Source organism: Achromobacter sp. FW305-C-28 (assembly GCF_058783235.1).
The window spans coordinates 109,082-128,990 of the sequence record NZ_JBYSYL010000013.1; the positions used below are offsets into that span (position 1 = coordinate 109,082).

Consider the following 19,909-nt stretch of genomic DNA (forward strand, 5'->3'; position numbering starts at 1 on the left):
GCAGCGGCTTTGCCGCCTCCTACAGTGACAACCCGGGCTTGTGCGCACCGACGGCCCTGAGCGGCGCGGCCTCAGGCGATCGGCGCGGGCGGTTCGGCGCCAGCTTGCGCGGCCTTCATTTCCATCAGCAGGCTGTGCAGCATTTCCGTGGACAGGCCGTGCAGCACCAGCCGGTAGCCGGCGCGCAGCGTCGACATCGGCACCAGCGGATGGCTGTTGTTCACCAGGATCAGGTGCTGCGGCGCGCCCAGCAGCTTGGCCGCGTAGATGCCGATGGTTTCATCGAGCTGCAGCGAATTGGCCGCGCGCCAGAAGTCGTTGTCGGTCAGCATCAGCTGGTACAGCGGCGTGAACAACTCGATCGCGCTTTGCAGGTCCAGGAAATTCAGCTTGCCGCGCGGCATGTCTTCCAGCCGCAGGTCGGGATCGCGGATCATCGAGAAATCGACGTGCTCGGGCGCATGCATCTCGACGCCGGCATCGCGCAGCGCCTGGTTCAGTCGGATCACGAAGTTGAACAGGTTCAGGTCATGCTTGACGAACAGTTCATCCTTCAGGTCATCGATCTCCATCGGCTCCAGCGGCGTGGTGGTGATACGCACCGGCGAATTGGCCGCGATGAACGACAGGGCCTGCGCGCCCAGGTGAAAGTGGCGCAGGATGAGCCAGTTGGCCTCGGGCGACACGAAACGCTTCAGGCCCCACGCCAGAATGCGATGCAGCAGCCGAGAATGCGACCAGCGGCGCGGCAAGAAGGTCTTCACGACCTGGATCAGTATGATGAATGCGCGCGCTAGCGGCCGCAAGAACGGCAGCAGGTACTGGCGCGAGGCGCAGCTGGAATCCGTCAGCCAGGCTTTCTTGACCTTGTCCGGCAACGGCGTGCTGCGGTCCAGGTACAGGGCCAGCCAAGGGCTGGGATCGGCGGGGTCGTGCGCCTTGGCCAGGAAATCCGGTTCCTTGTTCATGCCGCGCCGTCCTCCATCACGTGATGAAACTGCATCAGGTACAGCGACGCCGTGCGGCGCGCGGTGTCGACGATACGCTGCTCGGCGCGGCCATCTTCATCGCAGTCCAGCGCCAGTTCCACGGCCGTCAACCAGCGGGCCAGATGGTTTTCATCGTTGTGGCCATGGTATTCCAGGAAGCGGAACGCGTCGGGCGGCAGCTTCAGGCTGGCCTTGAGCAGCGGCAGCAGCGCCGGCACGATACGCTGGCCGGTACCTTCGATGATGTAGATGGCGCCCAGGAGGCCGATCGGGTCGCGCGTGGCGGCCAGGCTGTGCAGATAGGCGTTCAGCGCTTCGCCGCCGGGGTTGCGGCGCAACAGGTCGATGTTGTCGATCGTGCCGCCGGCCGTGCGGTAGTCCTGGAAGAGAATCTGGAAATCGTTCTGCTCTTCGCCGGCGTGCATGTCGATCAGCGCGGCCAGCGGCTGGTACTGCTCGGTCAGCGATGCCGCGCCCTCGCGCATCCACTTGCTGCCCTCGCGCACCTGCGGAATCCAGTTTTCCATCCAGTTCAGGTAGTCGGCGGTCTGGAACTGGCGGTTGCGCAGCCGGCGCACCACCGGCGTGCGCCAGACGCGCGAACGGTAGTCGTGCCAGATGGCTGCCAGCTCGGTCAGCAGCTGGCCCAGGCCTTGCGGCGCCATGTCCGGATCGTGCGGCGGGGCGATGGCGTCGGCATCGGCGCTATGGACGTCTTCGCGGCCGGTGGTGGCCGGTACCGCACCGGTCGACACCGGCACCGTGGCGCCCTGCACCGCCTCGGCTTCCAGCAGCATGTAGGCGGCCATGAACCGGCCCGACTCGGGGATGTAGCAGAAGATCTGCTCGCCCGGCTTGACCTCGCGCGTCTCCAGGAATTCGGCCAGCATGATCAGGATCGATGCCGCGCCGGTATTGCCGCGCCAGGCCAGGTTGCTGAACCAGCGCTCGCGCGGGATCACCAGGCCGGCCTTCTCCATCAGGTCCTCGACCACCGGAATGAATTTCTCGGACGAGTAGTGGCACAGGAAGTGATCCACCTGGTCCGGGTCCAGCCAGCCATCGCGCACCAGCTTGGCGTATTCGTGGATGCCGATGTCGAACAGGTGCGGCAACAGCCGGATGTCCTGGCGCAGCGACAGCGCGCCGTCGGCCTCGGCCTCGTTCCAGGACGGATAGTCCAGGTGGCCCCGCTGCCGATCCGCCGACAGACCCAGCTGCATGCAGACCGGATAATCGCCCGAGAACGACCGCTGGTGCACCCACTTCAGGCGCAGCCGCACGCCACTAGATGCGCCCGGCAATGGCTGGCCGCCATGGCCCAGCAGCACGGCGCCCGCGCCGTCGGACAACATCCAGCGCAGGAAGTGCGCATCGAAATCCGCGTCATAGCCGCGCGCGGCGAAGCGCGAGCGCTTGAACATGCGCGACGGCAATTCGGCCGCCACCGCCAGCGCGCGGGCATGGCCGCCCATCTCGACGCCCTGCGCCGCCGTCTGAATCGCCGACACGCCCGCCGCGCAGATGCCATGCACCGACAGGGTTTCCATCGGATGCGCCGCCAATTCGCCCTGGATCATGTTGGCGAACCCGGGCATCAACGCGTCACCGCCCGACGAACCGCTGGTCAAGAGCGACACGTCCGCCAGGTCGCTGTCGTTGCGCCGCAGGCAATCGCGGATCGCGTTGGCCGCCAGCTGCGCATTGGTGAACACCGTGGCGCCTTCCGGATCGATCGCGTAATAGCGCTGCTTGATGCCGTTTTCGGCCAGGATGCGGCTCTTGATGCGGCTGGACATGCGGTTCAGCGGCGCGATGTAGCTGTCCATGGCCTCGTTGGACACGGGTTCGCCCGGCATGAAATAGCCGGCACTCTCCAGGTAGACACGGTTGAACGCGATAGGCATGGCGGGTCTCTAGTGGCAGGTATGGGTAGGCGGCGCTAGCGCACGTGCTCGGGCGCCATGCACGAGCGGGTGCGGAAACGCGGCAGGAAAGTGCCCAGCACGAACACGCGGAACATGTAGGGCGTCAGGCCGCCCTCGTTCAGCGCGGGCGTCACGCGGGCCCGGTAATGGTCGCGGTGCAAGCCGGTCAGTTCCGACCAGTGCGCGCGCGGATGTTCGTGGTGCGCAGTGTGCAGCCCGATGTTGAACAGCAGCGGATTGACCAGCCCTTCGAAGTTGCGGGCATAGTTCAGGCCGGCCACCGCCCGCGGGCCGCCGTCGGCGTGCGCGTGCTGCAGATAGTTGGTGGCCAGCAGCCAATGCAGGCCATGCAGTTGCGGAATGATGACGAACACCAGCGCCTTGACCGGGTTCACGGCCAGCAGCCCGCCCCACAGGCCCAGCCAGGCGCCGTATTGGCACATGCAGTAGCGCCAGGCGCCCGGCCAATGCCGGCGCAACCGGCCCAGCCAGGCAAAGAACAACGGATACAGCACCCACACGGCCTGCGCCGGGTGGATCAGGTAGCCCCACAGGTGATTGGTGTCGCCGCCGAACCGGTAGGTGCGCGCCGCGTCCAGCGCGCCGTGCTTGTAGCGATGATGGTTGGCCACGTGCGCCGGGTAGAAAACGAAGGTGGGGTGCCCTTGCAGCAGCGTGATCCAGAAATCGGTGGCGCGATTGGTCCAGCGCCCCCGCCACATGCGGATGTGCGTATGGTTATGGTGGATCACGCCAATGCCCAGCGTCAGGAACAGCATCAGCGCGTACAGCGGCCACCAGAAGCCGTACAGCCACTGCCACGCCGCCAGCGCGGGCAACGCGGCCAGGTAAGCCAGGCTCTGCCAATCGCGACGGTTACGCAGCGAGGGCAGCCGGCGCGGCTGGCTAAGCGCGTCCGCCAAGCGATTCTCGCTTACGGAAAGCATCCAGCTGGGGCGTGGCCGCCTCGGCTTGCAGCCGGGTGCGGAACAGGCGATCCATGAAGGTGAACTGGAACCCGAAATTGCCGTGGTAACAGGCGTGGTGCAGATGGTGCCGGCGGCTCGCGGCAAACCAGTGCGAATACGACACGTTGGGGAAGAAGTCGTAATTGGCGTGGCCGATGCAATTGAAGAACAGGCTGAACAGCGGCACCGACGCCAGCGACCAGAAGCTGAAATCGTGCAGCACCATCGGCAGCATGATCACATTGCCCAGCATCAGCGCCTCGATGGGGTGAAAGCTGTAGGTCGAAAACGGCGTGGTCACCACCGACCGGTGGTGCGGCAGGTGGAAGCGGCGCAGCAGCTTGGTGTGCAGCAGCCGGTGGTTGATCCAGAAGTGCACGTCGTTCCAGGCCACCAGCACCAGGATTTCCAGCGTGATCTTCTGCCAGCTCGCGTCCGGGTCCAGATGCGCCCAACCCAACTGCAGCAGGCCCCACGGAAAGATCATGCCGGTGCCGAACAGCAGGATCGACAGGCCCGACTGGGCGAACTCGCGACGCAGTTGCCCCGGCGCCAGCGGCCGCGGGTCCAGCGGCCGGCCGATGCCCAGCGCCGGCAGGATGTGCTGGGTCAGCAGCCAGGTCGCCGCACCGAACACCAGATAGATGCCACCGAAGAACAGCAGGCCTGCCAGCATGACCTGCCAGGCGGACAACGCAACGAAAGCTTGGGCCATGAACGTTTTGTTTCACCCCGGAGAATGGCCGCATCATAAGCAATCCGTCAGGATCAAGGTGAGACATTTATTACAAAATGAATCCGAACCCTGACGGGTCGCCAGACGGTCGGCCCAAGCCTTGGCCCAGGCGCCTTTTACTGGCAGGGAAACTGCCGGTTCAGGCCCGCCACGGCGGCGTCCATGCGCAGCGCCAGGGCCGCGCTGGCGCTCGGCATCGGCTGGCGCAATTCATCCGTCAACAAGCCCTGGCGACCCAGCTGGGCCTTGACCGGGCCGGGATTGGGCTCGGCGAACGTCAGCTGGATGACCGGCACCAGCGCCTGGAACAGACGGCGTGCCAGGTCCAGCTGCTGCGCCCGCACCGCCTGGTACATGGCCACGAACAGATCGGGGCGAATGTGCGCGGCCGCCGCGATCATGCCGGCGCCCCCCAGGCACAGCAGCGATAGCGATTGCAGGTCCTCGCCCGCCAACACGTTCATGTTGCCGTCGGCGATCAGCGCCAGCGTCTTGTCCAGCGAGCCGCCGCAGTCCTTGATGGCGGCGATGTTCGGGTGCGCCGCCAAGGCCAGCAGCGTCGCCGTCTCCAGCGATGTGCCTGTCCGGTACGGAATGTCGTACAGCACCAGGGGAAAGCGCGAGGCATCGGCCAGGCAGCGGAAATAGGCGGCGGCGCCGTCCTGGCCAGGACGCACGTAGTACGGCGCGGGCGCCAGGATGCCGGCCAGTGGCCGGGTGCCAAACGCAGACAGGCGCTGCAGCACATGGCCCTGGTGGTTGCCCGCCAGCCCCATCACCACGGGCAGGCGGCCGGCCTCGGTCAAAACCGCGTCCAGCACGGCCAGTTGTTCGGCGTCATCCAGCGCCGCGGCTTCGCCCGTACTGCCGCAGACGACCAGGCCGTCCACGCCGGCGGCCACGAAATGGCGCACCAGGCGGCGCAGGGCCCCGCCATCGACGGCGCCGCCGGAAAACGGCGTCACCAGGGGGACCCAGACGCCTTGGAAAAGGGATTGACGAGTTTGCATGAACACTCCTTCGGTGTAAGCGGACCGTGGTTGGACCGTACAGAAGTGCTCGGGATATCAGGGGGTGCGCGCGAAGGCGCCATGGCGCCGCCGTGAGGCCGCTGTTCCGTCGCCCATCTGACGGAACAGCATGCTCCGGTCAGATGAGCGGCTGTTTTTTGGATTTCAGGCCGGCGCAAACCGTCGCCACGCCCAGGGCGTGGAACAGGTAAGCGGATGGGTTGGCCTGATAAATCATGAATGGAATAAAGGGGAAAAATCGACCGCAACCGGCCGATGCGCAAATCTACCGGGCCGCCGCGGGCCTGTCAACGCAGGCTGGCCAGGAACGCCTCGCAGAGCGCTTCCATGCCGCGCCGGTCGTCCTCGTCGAAGCGGTCGGGTATGGGGCTGTCCACGTCCCACACCCCGATCAGCTGGCCCTGGTGGACCAGCGGCACCACGATTTCAGAGCGCGAGGCCGCGTCGCAGGCGATATGGCCGGGAAACGCGTGCACGTCGGGCACCAGTTGCGTCTGGCGCTGGCTGGCAGCGGCGCCGCACACGCCGCGGTTCAGCGCAATACGCACGCAGGCCGGTTTGCCCTGGAACGGGCCCAGCACCAGTTCCGTGCCGTCAAAGAAGTAAAAGCCCACCCAGTTCAGGTCGGGCAAGGCCTGGTAGGCCAGTGCACTGAGGTTGGCGGCATTGGCGATGCGGTCATGCTCGCCGTCGAGCAGGGCACGGGCCTGCTTGGTCAGTTCGGCGTACAGCGCGGCCTTGGATTCGGCGGCGATCGGGGCGGCTTCAAACATAGGTATAAATGTAACTGTACAGGCGATTATCGATGCAAGTGATTTTAGGGGCTGGCCGCGATAAAGGGGCCGGCTCGCCTCGCTGTGGGACAATAGTTTACGCAGTAACGTCTTTTCTCCCCCGTTGCCGTTACCCCCGCCACCCCCCTTCTTGATTAAGAAGCAAGCCATGGACAAGCCTTTCGAACCTGCGTTTTCCTTCTCGGAACGCGCTCAGCAACTCACCAGTTCCGCCATCCGCGAGATCCTCAAGGTCACCGAGCGGCCCGAAGTCATTTCGTTCGCAGGCGGTCTGCCGGCGCCCGGTGGCTTCCCGGTAGAAGTGGTACGAGCGGCATTCGACAAGGTCCTGGCCACCAATGGCCGCGCGGCCCTGCAATATGGCCCCACCGAAGGCTTTGCACCGCTGCGCCAATGGGTTGCCGATGATCTGAACCGTGCCGGCGCCAACGTCGCTGCCGACCAGATCCTGATCGTCTCCGGCTCGCAGCAGGCGCTGGACCTGCTCGGCAAGGTCCTGATCGACAAAGACAGCAAGGTGCTGGTCGAAGACCCCAGCTACCTGGGCGCCCTGCAATCGTTCAGCCTGTACCAGCCCAAGTTCGTGCCGGTGCCCACCGACGAAGGCGGCCTGATCCCCGACGCCATCACCCCCGAACTGGCCGAGGGCGCGCGCTTCCTGTACGCCCTGCCCAACTTCCAGAACCCCACCGGCCGCACGCTCAGCCTCGCGCGCCGCATCGCGCTGGTCAAGCGCGCCGCCGAGCTGAACCTGACCATCATCGAAGACGACCCCTACGGCGAACTGCGCTACGCAGGCGACCCGCAGCCGGGCCTGATCGCGCTGGCCACCGAATATGGCGCGAATGTCGTGCGCCTGGGCACGTTCTCCAAGGTGCTGGCCCCCGGCCTGCGCCTGGGCTACATCGCCGCCGCCCGCCCGCTGATCAACAAGCTGGTGCAGGCCAAGCAAGCCACCGACCTGCACACGCCCACGCTGACCCAGATGGCCGTGTACGAAATCGTCAAGGACGGCTTCCTGGAAGAACACCTGCCCAACGTGCGCGAAATCTACCGCGCCCAGGGCAGCTGCATGCTTGAAGCCATCCAGCGCGAATTCCCCGCCACCGTCACCTGGACCAAGCCCGAAGGCGGCATGTTCATCTGGCTGACGCTGCCCGAGCACATCGACAGCACCAAGCTGCTCGAAAAGGCCATTGCCCAGAACGTGGCGTTCGTGCCCGGCGCGCCGTTCTACAGCGGCGCCGGCCGTGCCAACACGCTGCGCCTCAGTTTTGCCACCGTGCCCGAAGACAAGATCCGCACCGGCATCGCCATCCTGGGCAAGCTGCTCAAGGAATACACGGCCTGAAAACCCGGCCCTGACCACCCTTGACGGCACCGCGGCCGGGCACCATGCCCGGCCGTTGTTTTATGCTGTCGGCTTTCCTCCCATTTCTTTCGCCGTGACAGTGAGCGCCCCGCAACAACCTCCCGTCGACCTCAGCGACATCGTCTTCACCGACTGGGTCGAACGCTGGCTGCCCAGATCGTGGCGGCCCTATGCCCGCCTGTGCCGGCTCGATCGCCCCATCGGCACCTGGCTGACGCTGCTGCCCTGTATCGCGGCGCTGATCCAGACCGCGGGCGGCCTGCCCGACCTGCAACGCCTGATCGTCTTCTCGCTGGGCGCATTGCTGATGCGCGGCATCGGCTGCACCGTCAACGACATGTGCGACCGCAACTTCGACAAGCATGTCGAACGCACCCGTTTTCGCCCGCTGACCAGCGGCCAGCTGACGATGCGCAACGCGGTGTGGTTCTTGATCGGCCAGCTGCTGGTCTGCGGTTCGCTGCTGTTCTTCCTGAACGACATGAGCCGCTGGCTGGCCGTGGCCGTGCTGCCCTTCGTCTTCATCTATCCCCTGTGCAAGCGGGTCACCTACTGGCCGCAAGTCGTGCTCGGCATCTGCTTCAACTGGGGCATGCTGATGGCCTGGTCGGACACGCAGAACCACGTGCCCCTGGCCGCCGTGGCCATGTGGCTGGGTGCGGTGCTGTGGCAGGTGGGCTACGACAGCATCTACGCCTATGTCGACGTGCGCGACGACCGCAGCCTGGGCCTGCATTCCACCGCCATGCGCTTCGGCGACCAGGGCAAGCTCTGGATCGGTGGCTTCTACTTGGCCACCGTTGTGCTGTGGGCCTGGGGCGGCTACGCCATCGGCTTGTCGTGGGCCTATTACGTGGGCATCGCCGCCATTGCCGTGCACCTGGCGTGGCAGCTGAAGGTCTTCGACATCCAGCGTCCCGACCGCAATTTCATGCTGTTCCGCGCCAACCTGTGGCTGGGCGCCCTGCTGGTCGCGGCGGCCTTGGCGGGCACGCTGATCCGTTGATCCCGCGCATTGCGGGCAATGGCCACCTGGGCGATGATGGCAGCTCCGACACGCCTTACGGAGACACCGCATGCCCGCTTTGACCAAAACCCTGACGGCCCTGGCTTCGGTTTGCGCACTGCTCGGCGCCCTGCCCGCGCAGGCCGCGACCGACTGCTCGGCGCAACGCGGTTGCGCCGCCAAGTTCTGCCAGATCGAAAACGACATCGCCGCGGCCAAGGCCAACAACAACACCCGCAAGGTGGCCGGCTTGCAGAAAGCGTTGGCTGAGGCGAAGGCGCACTGCACCGACAGCCGCCTGCAATCCCAGCGTGAAGCCGACGTACGCGACAAGCAGAACAAGGTCTCCGAACGCGAGGCCGAGCTCAAGACCGCCCGCGCCAAGGGCAAGCAAGACAAGATCGACAAGGCCCAGCGCAAGCTGAACGAAGCCCGCGCTGAATACGACGCCGCTTTGGCTGACCTGAACCGCTGATCCTCCCCCTGCCAGCCCCGGAACCCTTCCGGGGCTGCGCGCCGCTTTATCCCCTTCCCCTTGATTCGCCGGCCTTGGCCCCTGCCCGGGCCGACCACCACCCATTGCGTCATCAAATGGAAATATCGCCACCTATGGTGCCATTTGAGAAGTTCCCGACTGATTAGTACGTATTTTGGAAAGATGTTTTCAGGTAATAAGGGTTTATCCCAGGGTTGTTTAGGCACAGAATGCATCTCATCGGGACACAGCAAGCGAACCCCCAGCAATCAGGCCAGAGGTTCGGATCCCAAGCTCAAGACATATGGAGGTCTGCTATGAAAACCCTTGCTACCGCTTTGATGCTGTCCATGTCCGTTCTGGCTGCCGCTGGCGCCCAAGCCGCTGAAGCCGACCAAGGCCCGTCGCGTGCCCAGGTTCAAGCCGAACTGCAACAAGCCAAGGTTTCCGGCCAATACACCTTCGGCGAAGAAGGCTACCCCGCCGCCATCGCCCAGAAGTCCAGCCTGACCGCGCAACAAGTGCAAGAGCAACTGGCCCAAGCCAAGAACGCCGGTGAAGTGACCTTCGGCAACATGGACTACCCGCCCGTTGCCCAGGCTGCTGCCACGTCGCTGACCCGCGCCCAAGTGCAAACCGAACTGGCCCAAGCCAAGACGGAAGGCCTGGTCACCTTCGGCAACATGGACTACCCCCCCATGGGCAGCTGATTGCGCGGCCTGGTCTCCAGGCCCGGCAGTCGCCCCGCAAAGCCCTTCGGCCCTGGCCGAGGGGCTTTTCTTTTGACGAATCGACATCCAATTAAGTCATAACGACATTAGTTAAAGCCGTTACGACGCTTTGGTATCTACAAATCGACAACGCTCGCGCATAGGATGAGGCCAACCCTTCCCCCTCTCTAAGCAGGAGCGCAACATGTCCACCTCTACCAAGCCCGTTCTCTTGTTGGGCGCCGGAAAAATCGGCTTCGCCATTGCCCTGATGCTTGAGCGTAGCGGCGACTATTCGGTCTTGGTTGCCGACCAGGATCCCGCGCGCCTGCGCGCCGTGGCCGAACTGGGCTGCGAAACGCGCCAGATTTCCGATGACGCCTCGATCGCGGCCTGCCTCGACGGCCGTTACGCCGTGGTCAATGCGCTGCCTTTCCATCGCGCCATCGCGGTGGCCGGGCTGTGCGCGAAGGCCGGCGTCCACTATTTCGACCTGACCGAAGACGTGGCCAGCACCCATGCCATCCAGGCGCTGGCCGCCGACAGCCGCAGCGTGCTGATGCCGCAGTGCGGCCTGGCGCCCGGCTTCATCGGCATCGTCGGCAATGCACTGGCGCGCCGCTTCGACACGTTGCTGGACCTGCGCATGCGCGTGGGCGCGCTGCCGCGCTATCCGTCCAACAGCCTGCGCTACAACCTGACCTGGAGCACCGAAGGGCTGATCAACGAATATTGCAACCCGTGCGAAGCCATCGTCGACGGCCAATTGACCAGCGTGCCCGCGCTGGAAGGGTATGAGACTTTTGCGCTGGACGGCGTCGAATACGAAGCCTTCAACACCTCGGGTGGGCTGGGCACGCTGCCCGCCACGCTGTTGGGCCGCGCCCGCAACGTGGACTACAAGTCGGTGCGCTACCCGGGCCACTGCAACCTGATGAAGCTCTTGCTCAATGACCTGCGTCTGCGAGATCGCCGCGACTTGCTCAAGGACATCTTCGAAACCGCCATCCCCACCACCGAACAGGATGTGATCGTCATCCAGGCGCAGGCATCGGGCCATCGCCACGGTCGACTGGAAGAAGAGTCCTATCCGATCCGCGTCTTCGGCGCCGACGTCGACGGCCATCGCTTGAGCGCCATCCAGCTGTCGACCGCCGCCGGCATCTGCGCGGCGCTGGACCTGGTGGCGCAAGGCATGCTGCCGCAAAAGGGCTTCGTCGGCCAGGAACAGATCGCGCTGGAAGCGCTGCTTGGCAACCGCTTTGGCCGCGTCTACGCAGGCAAGCCGCTGGCCCTGGCGGCCGCGATGACCGAAGACCGCTGACGCCAGCGCCGCACCGCGCGCTACGTCCAGCCTTCCAGGCGCAACGTTGCGCGCACCAGGCGCTGTTCTTCCTGCTCGATTTCGGCCAGGTTCTGCCGCACGCTGTCGACATGGTCGGCGGCGGCGCGGCGAGCCTGCTCGGGCTGGCGCCCGATCACCGCGTTGAACAGCTTGGCGTGCTGCTTGTCGATCTGCCGCTTTTCGGGTTCGCGGTGGTACAGGTTATTGACGCAGGCGAACACCGATCCCAGCATCAGGTCGTTCAGCGATTGCAGCGTGTGCACCAGCACCGGGTTGTGCGAGGCCTCGCAGATGGCCAGGTGAAACGCGTGGTCCAGGTGTGCGTGCGTAGCCGTATCGGCATCGACCTGCGCGTGCACCATCTCGTCGTAGCGACGCCGGATCATGATGAAATCGGCCTCGGTGCCCCGCAATGCGGCCAACCGAGCCGAATCGGCTTCCAACAGCGAACGAACCTCGAGCAAGTCGTACAGCGTGCGCGGCTGCGAATTGAACAGGTGCATCAACGGGCCCGCGTCCACCTTGGAAATGCGCGCCACGAACGACCCTTTGCCCTGCGACGTGTGGATGATCTCGCGGGCACGCAACAGCTTGAGGCCCTCGCGCAGCGCCGTACGCGACACGCCCAGCTTTTCCGTCAGGCGCCGCTCGGACGGCAGCGCCTGGCCGGCCTTCAGGACGCCGTCCAGGATCAGGCGCTCGATGCGCTCGGCCACCTCGTCCGCCACCTGGCGGGGTTTCGCTTCGATTTCGGCGTGCATGCGTTCTCCGTACCAGTGGTATGACCAAGCAATCGTCCTAAAACGCCTGCCGGTTCATGCCAACCGTAAGTGGCTGATATAAAACCATAAAAAAACGATGTTTGCCTGGCATGGCTTGAATAAACTGGTATGACCAGCAGGTTTTGATATGGACTTTGGCGCAGGCGCGAACGATGATGTCACGATAGATTCGCTCGGCGCACGCGCCGCCCAGACCTCCTTACCAGAGACTCGCATGACTCAACGCACCCAGCACCACGGCCTGCAAGTGGCGGCCAATCTCAGCCAGTTCATCGAAAAGGAAGCGTTGCCCGGCTCCGGCCTGGACGCCGACGCCTTCTGGAAGGAGTTCTCGGCCCTGGTGCACGACCTGGCCCCCAAGAACCGCGCCCTGCTGGCCGAGCGCGACCGCCTGCAGGCCGAGCTCGACACCTGGCACCGCGCCCATCCGGGCCCCATCGCCGACCCGGCCGCCTACCGCAAGTTCCTGGAAGGCATCGGTTACCTGCTGCCGCAGCCGGCCAGCGTGCGCGCTACCACCGACCACGTCGACACCGAAATCTCGCAGCAGGCCGGTCCGCAACTGGTGGTGCCGGTGTCGAACTCGCGCTACGCCTTGAACGCCGCCAACGCGCGCTGGGGCAGCCTGTACGACGCGCTCTACGGCACCGACGCCATTCCTGCCACGCCTGGCGACACCGGCAAGGGCTACAACCCCGAGCGCGGCGCTGCCGTCATCGCCCGCGCCCGCAGCTTCCTCGATACCGCCGCACCTCTGGCGCAAGGCTCGCACGCCGACGCCCGCGGCTACACGGTCAAGAACGGCCAGCTCAGCGTCGCGCTCGCAAACGGCGCAACCACGCTCAAGGCGCCGTCCCAGTTCGTGGGCTACCAAGGCAATGCCGACGCCCCCACGGCCGTGCTGCTCAAGAACAACGGCCTGCACTTCGAAATCCAGGTCGACCGCAGCCACGCCATCGGCGCCACCGATGCCGCCGGCGTCAAGGACGTGCTGGTCGAAGCCGCGCTGACCACCATCATGGACTGCGAAGATTCGGTCGCGGCCGTCGATGCCGACGACAAGGTCCACATCTACCGCAACTGGCTCGGCCTGATGAAGGGCGACCTGACCGAAGCCGTCACCAAGGCCGGCAAGACCTTCACCCGCAAACTCAACGCCGACCGCCAATACACCGGCGCCAATGGCGCCCCGCTGAGCCTGCACGGCCGCTCGTTGATGTTCGTGCGCAACGTCGGCCACCTCATGACCAACCCGGCCGTGCTCGACCGCGACGGGCAGGAAATTCCCGAAGGCATCCTGGACGCCGTGGTCACCAGCCTGGCCGCGCTGCACGACCGCGGACGCAAGCTCAATTCGCGCACGGGTTCGGTCTACATCGTCAAACCCAAGATGCACGGCCCGGCCGAAGCCGCGTTCGCAAGCGAATTGTTCGACCGCGTCGAAGACCTGCTCGGCGTGCCGCGCAACACCCTGAAAATGGGCATCATGGACGAAGAGCGCCGCACCAGCATCAACCTGAAGGCGTGCATCCAGGCCGCGGCTGCGCGAGTGGCGTTCATCAACACGGGCTTTCTGGACCGCACCGGCGACGAAATGCATTCCAGCATGGAAGCCGGCCCCATGCTGCGCAAGGGCGACATGAAGTCCACCGCCTGGATCACCGCCTACGAACGCAACAACGTGCTGGTCGGCCTGGACGCCGGCCTGCGCGGCCGCGCCCAGATCGGCAAGGGCATGTGGGCCATGCCCGACCTGATGGCGGCCATGCTCGAACAGAAGATTGCCCACCCCAAGGCCGGTGCCAACACCGCTTGGGTGCCCTCGCCCACCGCCGCCACCCTGCATGCGCTGCACTACCACCAGGTGGATGTGCAGGCCGTCCAACAGGAACTCGAACGCACCAAGCTCGACAGCGTGCGCGACGATCTGCTGGCCGGCCTCTTGACGGTGCCCGTCGGCGACCGCTCGAAGTGGTCCGCCGCCGACATCCAGCAAGAGCTCGACAACAACGTCCAGGGCATCCTGGGCTACGTGGTGCGCTGGATCGATCAGGGCGTTGGCTGCTCCAAGGTGCCCGACATCCACAACGTCGGCCTCATGGAAGACCGCGCCACGCTGCGCATCTCCAGCCAGCACATCGCCAACTGGCTGCGCCACGGCGTGACGAACCGCGACCAGGTCATGGAAACCTTCAAGCGCATGGCCAAGGTGGTTGATGGTCAGAACGCCGGCGACCCCCAGTACCTGCCCATGGCCGGCAACTTCGACGGCTCGCTGGCGTTCAAGGCCGCTTGCGCGCTGGTGTTCGAAGGCCTGACCCAGCCCAACGGCTACACCGAGCCTTTGCTGCACAAGTTCCGCCTGGAATTCAAGGCCGCCCAGGCCTGATCATTCCGCCAGAACCCGCATGACCCCGCCGGGCGGCGCAAGCGGCCCGGCTTTTCTTTGCCCGCCGCGCCCAGCAGCGGCGGCAAATAAATCTCCCTATTTCGCACGATCGTGCTAAATTTCGGGCATGACTGCCCTGACTGAAAAGAGCGAGCTGACTTTCGCGGCCATTGTGGACGCGGCCCTGGACATGGCCGCCGCCCAAGGGCTGGAGAGCCTGTCGCTCGGCCAAGTCGCCAAGCGGCTGGGCATCAGCAAAAGCGGCGTGTTCTCGCGGGTCGGTTCGCGCGAGGCGCTGCAGCAAGCCGTGCTGGACGAATACGACCGCCGCTTCGTGGCCGCCGTGTTCACCCCCGCCATGGCACAGCCCCGAGGCTTGCCGCGCCTGAATGCGCTGGTGGCCCACTGGATCGAACGCGCCTGCAATGTCGAACTGCTGACCGGCTGCATCTATGTTGCCGGCGCCTTTGAATACGACGACGTCGACACGCCCTTGCGCTCGGTGGTGGAAGAACATCTGCGCGGCTGGCGCGCCGCCATGGTGCGCACGGTGCAGCAGGCGCTGGAAGCCGGCCATCTGCGTCCGGACACGGATCCCGAACAGTTGGTGTTCGAGGTCTACAGCCTGATGATCGGGCTGATGCACGACGCCCGCTTCTTGCGGGATCCCAAGGCGCACGAGCGGGTGCGCGCCGCCTATGAACGCCTGATCTCCACGTATCGCAGTTTCAAGTACATCGAGTAGTCCCCTGGGCGCCGGCGCGAGCCGGCATTTCTTGCAGCCAATTTCGCACGGTCGTGCGAATTTTATGAAAAATGGAGCGGGTCATGGTTTTCTACATCGCAGCAGCAGTCGGGGTGACGGCGTTGGCACGCATCTGGTTCCTGTGGCGCGCCTTGCTGCGGCAATTGCCGGACTGCGCCCATCATCTCGTGCTGTTCTAGCATGTCCTGCTTGGCGGGATGGCTCGATCCCAGGCGGGCAAGCGCAATGCACTCGCCCGGCGCGGGCATCCCGGTCTATATTCCGTATTCATTCCCCGCCCCCGCCCCCATGTCGCGCTCTGTTCATCTACTGATCATCGATCCGCAGAACGATTTCTGCGATCTGCCGAAGGGTTACCTGCCCGCCGATCCCCTGACCGGCCAGGCCATCGCGCCCGCGTTGCCGGTGCCCGGCGCGCATGCCGACATGCAGCGGCTGGCGCAATTCATCGATGCCGCCGCGCCGGTGTTATCCGCCGTGACCGTCACGCTGGATTCGCATCATCGGCTGGACATCGCCCACCCGACGTTCTGGCGCACGGGCGACGGCAGGCCAGTCGCCCCATTCACGCCCATCACGGCCAGCCAGGTGCGTTCGGGTGCTTTCCAGCCCCGGCACGTCGATGACCTGCCACGCACGCTGTCCTATCTGGATGAACTGGAGGCGCGCGGCCGCTACACCCTGATGGTGTGGCCTGTGCATTGCGAAATCGGCACCTGGGGCCACAATGTCCATCCAGATGTGCGCGCCGCCTACAGCCGCTGGGAAGACGCCGGCCAATTCATCGTGCGCAAGGTGCCCAAGGGCACCAACCCGTGGACGGAACACTACAGTGCGCTGATGGCCGAAGTGCCGGACGCCGACGATCCCCGCAGCCAGCTCAACCGCAACCTGCTCGATTCGCTGGATCGCGCCGATCTCATCGTCGTCGCAGGCGTTGCCGGCAGCCACTGCGTCAAGGCCACGGTCGAACATATCGGCGAGTACTTGCCTGGCGGCAACCTGTCGCGCGTCGTGCTGCTGACCGATTGCATCAGCCCGGTCACCGGTTTCAGCGATGCGCAGGCCGGTTTCCTGCAGCGCGTGCGCGACCTGGGCATGCAGGCCCGCAGCAGCGTGGACATGGCGCGCGCGCTGGCCTGATCCAGCGCAGCGCTGCGATTGGGCGTTATCGGGCGCCGCAAAAAAAAGGACAACGGCCGCAAGCTTGCGCAGTGCGGCCGTGGCAAGAGCCAGACGGGCAGATCAAGCCGCCGGCTTATCCTGGCATTCGACATACAAGGCGCTGATCGCCTCGCACAAGGCGGGCGGCGCCTGGAACAGGCGGGACACCAGCAGACAACCCTGCACGGTCGCAAACACCGCTCGTCCTGCCGCTTCGGCGGTGCCCGAGAATTTCAAGGTGCCTTCTTCGGCGCCTTGCGCCAGCACGCGGGTAAGCCAGGCTTCGTGGGCCCGGAAAAATCCTTGCAAGGCGCCACGCACGCGTTCGGGCAGGCTCATCACTTCGGCGGCCAGCATGCCACCCAGGCACAGCTCGCCGCTGCTGCAGGCCTTCGATTCCATCATCGACAGATAGGCTTCAAGCTGGGCGTGGGCCGGTTGGGCGGTATCGATGCTGCGCACCGAGGCCAGGGCACGGGCGCTATAGGCTTCGACGGCCTCGTAGAGCAGGTCGTCCTTGCCAGGAAAGTAATAGTGAATGCTGGACGTCTTCACGCCCACATGCTCAGCCAGGTCGCGATAGCTGAAGCCATTGCAACCGCGGGTACGGATCAGCTTCTCGGCATGGGCCAGCAGCTGGTCGCGGGTGGTGTTGGGAGTCGGAGTGTCCATGGCTGAATATTACCTACTAATAGATCGGTTCGTCATCGGCGGGTTTCCCCGGGCCGGAACAACCGTGCGGACTCCGGCCGGGAAACATCCCGCCCCCCCGGAGTCCGCATCGTTCGGCATCAGACTCAGCCTTGAACGGGCGGGTAGTCCAGTTCACCGCTTTCGGTCAGACCTTGGGCGCGGGCCGCGGCGAGTTCCTGTTTCACTTGGGCGCGGCTCTTGTCACCGGCGCTGGCGAAAACGGTGGCGGCATAGCCTTCTTCGTTGGTGACCAGTTCACCATTGGCGCGGGCGGCGGCCAGTTCTTGCTGCACCTGGGCGCGGGTCACCGTGCTTTGGGTGTTCGCGGCGGGCGGATAGTCCAGTTCGCCGGCTTGGGCGGCGCCGATGAACGAGGCGGACAGGATCAGGGCGGATACGAGGGTCTTCATGGTGGATCTCCAGTAAGGATGGGGTGATGCTTGGCTTGCTGTTCAGGAAGTGCTGTTTGGTCTTGCTGCCGACGTTGCGGCCAGGCTCGAAAAGGCTACCTATCTATAGATAGACGTCCAGCCGCAAAAAATCAGCCTTGAACGGGGGGATAGTCCAATTCGCCGCTTTCGGTCAGGCCCTGGGCGCGGGCAGCGGCCAATTCTTGCTTCACTTGGGCGCGGCTCTTGTCACCGGCGTTGGCGAAAGCGGTGGCGGCGTAGCCTTCTTCACCCGAGGCCAGTTCACCGTTGGCGCGGGCGGCGGCCAGTTCTTGCTGCACCTGGGCGCGGGTCACCGTGCTTTGGGTATCGGCGGCGGGCGGATAGTCCAGCTCGCCGGCATGGGCGGCGCCGATGAACGAAGCAGACAGGATCAGGGCGGAAACGAGGGTCTTCATGATGGATCTCCAGATAGCGATGGCTAGGTTGTTTCAGTTAAACTATCTACTTATAGGTAGATAACAAGGCAAATAAAAAGGGGGACTACTGTATTTCTGGTTTCGGGCGACGCCGCGGTGTTGCTGGGTTTGCTGCGTCGATGGATGAATCTTACCTACTACTAGGTAGATGGCGCAAGCGCTTATTGTGAAACCAGATATTTCAACGATCTGCAGCCACGAGCAGCATCATGGGCCGGTCCTGCTCTTCGGCCAACGCAGGCTGGGCGGCAAGCTGGGCCGCGGTGGGCGCCCATTCGTCCAGGTGCGCCAGCGTGAAACCCGCTTCGATCAACAGGTTCACGTAGTCCCCCACGGTGCGGTGCTGCTTGATGACGCCCTTGGCCAGCCAGTCGGTGGTCCGCGGGCCCCGTAGCGCGTACTGGTTCAACGGCCAGATGCGCCGCCCCGCGGCGTCCTGAACGAAACCGGGCCGCGCCGGGGCCGTGTAGATCGGGTGCTCGGCCGAAAACACGAAGCGCCCGCCCGGTTTGAGCGCCTGGTGCACAGAGGCGAACAGCGCGGGCAGGTGTTCCAGATAATGCAGCGTCAACGAGCTGTAGGCCAGGTCGACGCTTTGCGGCGGCAGCTGCAACTGGTCCAGATCGGCCCGCTGATACCGGATCGTAGTGCTGCGAGTGGTGTCACGTGCCCGCGCAAGCATGTTTTCGGACACGTCCAACCCCAGCACATTGGCCGCCCCTTGCTCATCGGCCCAACGGCAGAACCAGCCGAAGCCGCACCCCAGGTCGACCACGCCGCGGCCCTTCACATCGGGCACCAGTGCCCGCAACGCCGGCCATTCGGGCGCGCCATCCAGGCCATGCACCGAGCGGGCCATCTGGCTATAGCCTTCAAAGAATTCCGGCGTGTCGTAGATGTTCTGGGTCATTGCGGCTCTCTCGCGGGCATGAAGGGGCAGGCTTGTCAGCCTACCCCTGTTAACAAGCTGTGGAAAAGCCCTGATTATCGGTGGGCAAGCTGTGGACAGGCTGTGCGTAGCCTGTGGACAGCCGCTGGTACGGCCAGGCAACCGGCACAAAAAAGCCCGGCGGGCGCAAAGCTTGCCGGGCTCTGTTGATGATGCGCGGTCGGCGCACCATCGCGATGACGCGATCAGAACGGGATATCGTCGTCCATGTCGGCCAGGTTGGCGCCGCCACCGGCCGGGGCCGATTGGGGAGCCGGACGCTGCTGCGGCGCCGGGCGCTGAGCCGGAGCGCGTTGCTGCGGCTGGCGCGCCGGCGCGTCATCGTAGCCACCGCCGCCACCGTAGCTGCCGCCACCGCCACCGCCGTCTTCGCGGCCACCCAGCATCTGCATCTGGTCAGCGACGATTTCGGTGCTGTAGCGATCGGCGCCGGTGTCCTTGTCTTGCCACTTGCGGGTCTTCAGGCGGCCTTCGATGTAGACCGAACGGCCCTTTTTCAGGTATTCGCCGGCGATTTCGGCCAGGCGGTTATACATGACGACGCGGTGCCATTCGGTTTCTTCGCGCTTCTCGCCGCTGGCCTTGTCCTTCCAGGACGAGGTGGTGGCGATGGACATGTTGCAGATTGCGGCCCCGTCGGGGCTGTAGCGGACTTCCGGGTCGCGACCCAGATTGCCCACGAGAATGACTTTGTTAACCGATGCCATGCCGTTGTCCCTCTGTTGTTGACAGCCTGCGCCACGCGTTGCCGCGGACACGCCGGCAACAACATAAATAGCAATGTTGAAGACCGGCTTCATGAAACTCGCCGGTCATCATAGCGATGACCGGCGATGCCGGTGAAGCCCTAATTTGGCTAGTATTATCGACGAAAAGCGCCTGCCGCGCCAAACCGGAATCGTGACAAAGCTGTCCTGCCCGGGAATCGATTTCAGCGCTGTTGG

The 19,909-nt window shown here is 64.9% G+C and carries 20 protein-coding genes; 8 read left to right on the plus strand and 12 right to left on the minus strand.

Translation table 11 applies throughout. The features are described 5' to 3' along the window. Positions 1–71: 71 nt before the first annotated feature. The 6 genes from AC3WMR_RS25890 to AC3WMR_RS25915 form a co-directional block, all read right to left on the minus strand. Positions 72–968, minus strand: a complete 897-nt coding sequence (locus AC3WMR_RS25890) for a DUF6999 family protein (protein ID WP_492266017.1) — start codon at positions 966–968, stop codon at positions 72–74. Continuing rightward, the gene (locus AC3WMR_RS25895) at positions 965–2,896 is read right to left on the minus strand and encodes an iron-containing redox enzyme family protein (RefSeq protein WP_492266016.1); all 1,932 of its coding nucleotides are present in this window, start codon (positions 2,894–2,896) and stop codon (positions 965–967) included. Before AC3WMR_RS25895 ends, AC3WMR_RS25890 begins: the two co-directional genes overlap by 4 nt. Before the next feature lie 35 nt (positions 2,897–2,931). Beyond that, a complete protein-coding gene (locus AC3WMR_RS25900; RefSeq protein ID WP_492266015.1) occupies positions 2,932–3,864 on the minus strand; it encodes a fatty acid desaturase in 933 nt (310 codons plus the stop codon). Beyond that, positions 3,824–4,600, minus strand: a complete 777-nt coding sequence (locus AC3WMR_RS25905) for a sterol desaturase family protein (protein WP_025136290.1) — start codon at positions 4,598–4,600, stop codon at positions 3,824–3,826. Before AC3WMR_RS25905 ends, AC3WMR_RS25900 begins: the two co-directional genes overlap by 41 nt. Positions 4,601–4,737: 137 nt before the next feature. After that, positions 4,738–5,631 carry a 4-hydroxy-tetrahydrodipicolinate synthase gene (dapA, locus tag AC3WMR_RS25910; protein ID WP_175192382.1) on the minus strand — a complete coding sequence of 298 codons (894 nt, stop codon included), beginning with the start codon at positions 5,629–5,631 and terminating at the stop codon, positions 4,738–4,740. 308 nt (positions 5,632–5,939) lie between these two features. Then, positions 5,940–6,425: a GAF domain-containing protein gene (locus AC3WMR_RS25915; protein ID WP_492266014.1), complete on the minus strand. Its 486-nt coding sequence runs from the start codon at positions 6,423–6,425 to the stop codon at positions 5,940–5,942. Between the two features lie 169 nt (positions 6,426–6,594). On the opposite strand from AC3WMR_RS25915, the gene AC3WMR_RS25920 reads away from it, so the two are divergent. From AC3WMR_RS25920 to AC3WMR_RS25940, 5 genes are all read left to right on the plus strand, one after another. Further along, the gene (locus tag AC3WMR_RS25920; protein WP_492266013.1) at positions 6,595–7,797 is read left to right on the plus strand and encodes an aminotransferase-like domain-containing protein; all 1,203 of its coding nucleotides are present in this window, start codon (positions 6,595–6,597) and stop codon (positions 7,795–7,797) included. A 100-nt stretch (positions 7,798–7,897) separates the two neighbouring features. Continuing rightward, complete coding sequence (ubiA, locus tag AC3WMR_RS25925; protein ID WP_025136294.1) at positions 7,898–8,824, plus strand: 4-hydroxybenzoate octaprenyltransferase; 927 nt, start codon at positions 7,898–7,900, stop codon at positions 8,822–8,824. Between the two features lie 70 nt (positions 8,825–8,894). Further along, on the plus strand, positions 8,895–9,299 hold the full coding sequence (locus AC3WMR_RS25930; RefSeq protein WP_492266012.1) for a DUF1090 domain-containing protein: 405 nt from the start codon (positions 8,895–8,897) through the stop codon (positions 9,297–9,299). Between the two features lie 317 nt (positions 9,300–9,616). Beyond that, positions 9,617–10,009, plus strand: coding sequence for a DUF4148 domain-containing protein (locus tag AC3WMR_RS25935; protein WP_492266011.1), 393 nt, complete (start codon positions 9,617–9,619; stop codon positions 10,007–10,009). A 205-nt stretch (positions 10,010–10,214) separates the two neighbouring features. Next, a complete protein-coding gene (locus tag AC3WMR_RS25940) occupies positions 10,215–11,333 on the plus strand; it encodes a saccharopine dehydrogenase family protein (RefSeq protein ID WP_492266010.1) in 1,119 nt (372 codons plus the stop codon). 20 nt (positions 11,334–11,353) lie between these two features. Here the strand turns inward: AC3WMR_RS25940 and glcC are convergent, their stop codons facing one another. Further along, entirely contained in the window at positions 11,354–12,115 is a 762-nt protein-coding gene (gene glcC / locus AC3WMR_RS25945) for a transcriptional regulator GlcC (protein WP_025136298.1), read from the minus strand. Between the two features lie 235 nt (positions 12,116–12,350). On the opposite strand from glcC, the gene AC3WMR_RS25950 reads away from it, so the two are divergent. From AC3WMR_RS25950 to AC3WMR_RS25960, 3 genes are all read left to right on the plus strand, one after another. Next, positions 12,351–14,525 carry a malate synthase G gene (locus tag AC3WMR_RS25950; protein ID WP_492266009.1) on the plus strand — a complete coding sequence of 725 codons (2,175 nt, stop codon included), beginning with the start codon at positions 12,351–12,353 and terminating at the stop codon, positions 14,523–14,525. Between the two features lie 127 nt (positions 14,526–14,652). After that, complete coding sequence (locus tag AC3WMR_RS25955; protein ID WP_025136300.1) at positions 14,653–15,270, plus strand: TetR/AcrR family transcriptional regulator; 618 nt, start codon at positions 14,653–14,655, stop codon at positions 15,268–15,270. A 309-nt stretch (positions 15,271–15,579) separates the two neighbouring features. After that, on the plus strand, positions 15,580–16,434 hold the full coding sequence (locus AC3WMR_RS25960; RefSeq protein ID WP_492266008.1) for a cysteine hydrolase family protein: 855 nt from the start codon (positions 15,580–15,582) through the stop codon (positions 16,432–16,434). 102 nt (positions 16,435–16,536) lie between these two features. On the opposite strand, the gene AC3WMR_RS25965 is transcribed toward AC3WMR_RS25960, so the two are convergent. From AC3WMR_RS25965 to ssb, 5 genes are all read right to left on the minus strand, one after another. Next, the gene (locus AC3WMR_RS25965) at positions 16,537–17,127 is read right to left on the minus strand and encodes a TetR/AcrR family transcriptional regulator (protein WP_492266007.1); all 591 of its coding nucleotides are present in this window, start codon (positions 17,125–17,127) and stop codon (positions 16,537–16,539) included. Positions 17,128–17,252: 125 nt separating this feature from the next. Continuing rightward, positions 17,253–17,558, minus strand: a complete 306-nt coding sequence (locus AC3WMR_RS25970; RefSeq protein WP_492266006.1) for a DUF4148 domain-containing protein — start codon at positions 17,556–17,558, stop codon at positions 17,253–17,255. Positions 17,559–17,689: 131 nt separating this feature from the next. Then, entirely contained in the window at positions 17,690–17,995 is a 306-nt protein-coding gene (locus AC3WMR_RS25975; protein WP_492266005.1) for a DUF4148 domain-containing protein, read from the minus strand. A gap of 202 nt (positions 17,996–18,197) precedes the next feature. Next, positions 18,198–18,926 carry a class I SAM-dependent methyltransferase gene (locus AC3WMR_RS25980; RefSeq protein WP_492266004.1) on the minus strand — a complete coding sequence of 243 codons (729 nt, stop codon included), beginning with the start codon at positions 18,924–18,926 and terminating at the stop codon, positions 18,198–18,200. Positions 18,927–19,150: 224 nt separating this feature from the next. Continuing rightward, entirely contained in the window at positions 19,151–19,672 is a 522-nt protein-coding gene (gene ssb, locus AC3WMR_RS25985) for a single-stranded DNA-binding protein (RefSeq protein ID WP_175192375.1), read from the minus strand. Positions 19,673–19,909: the final 237 nt, after the last annotated feature.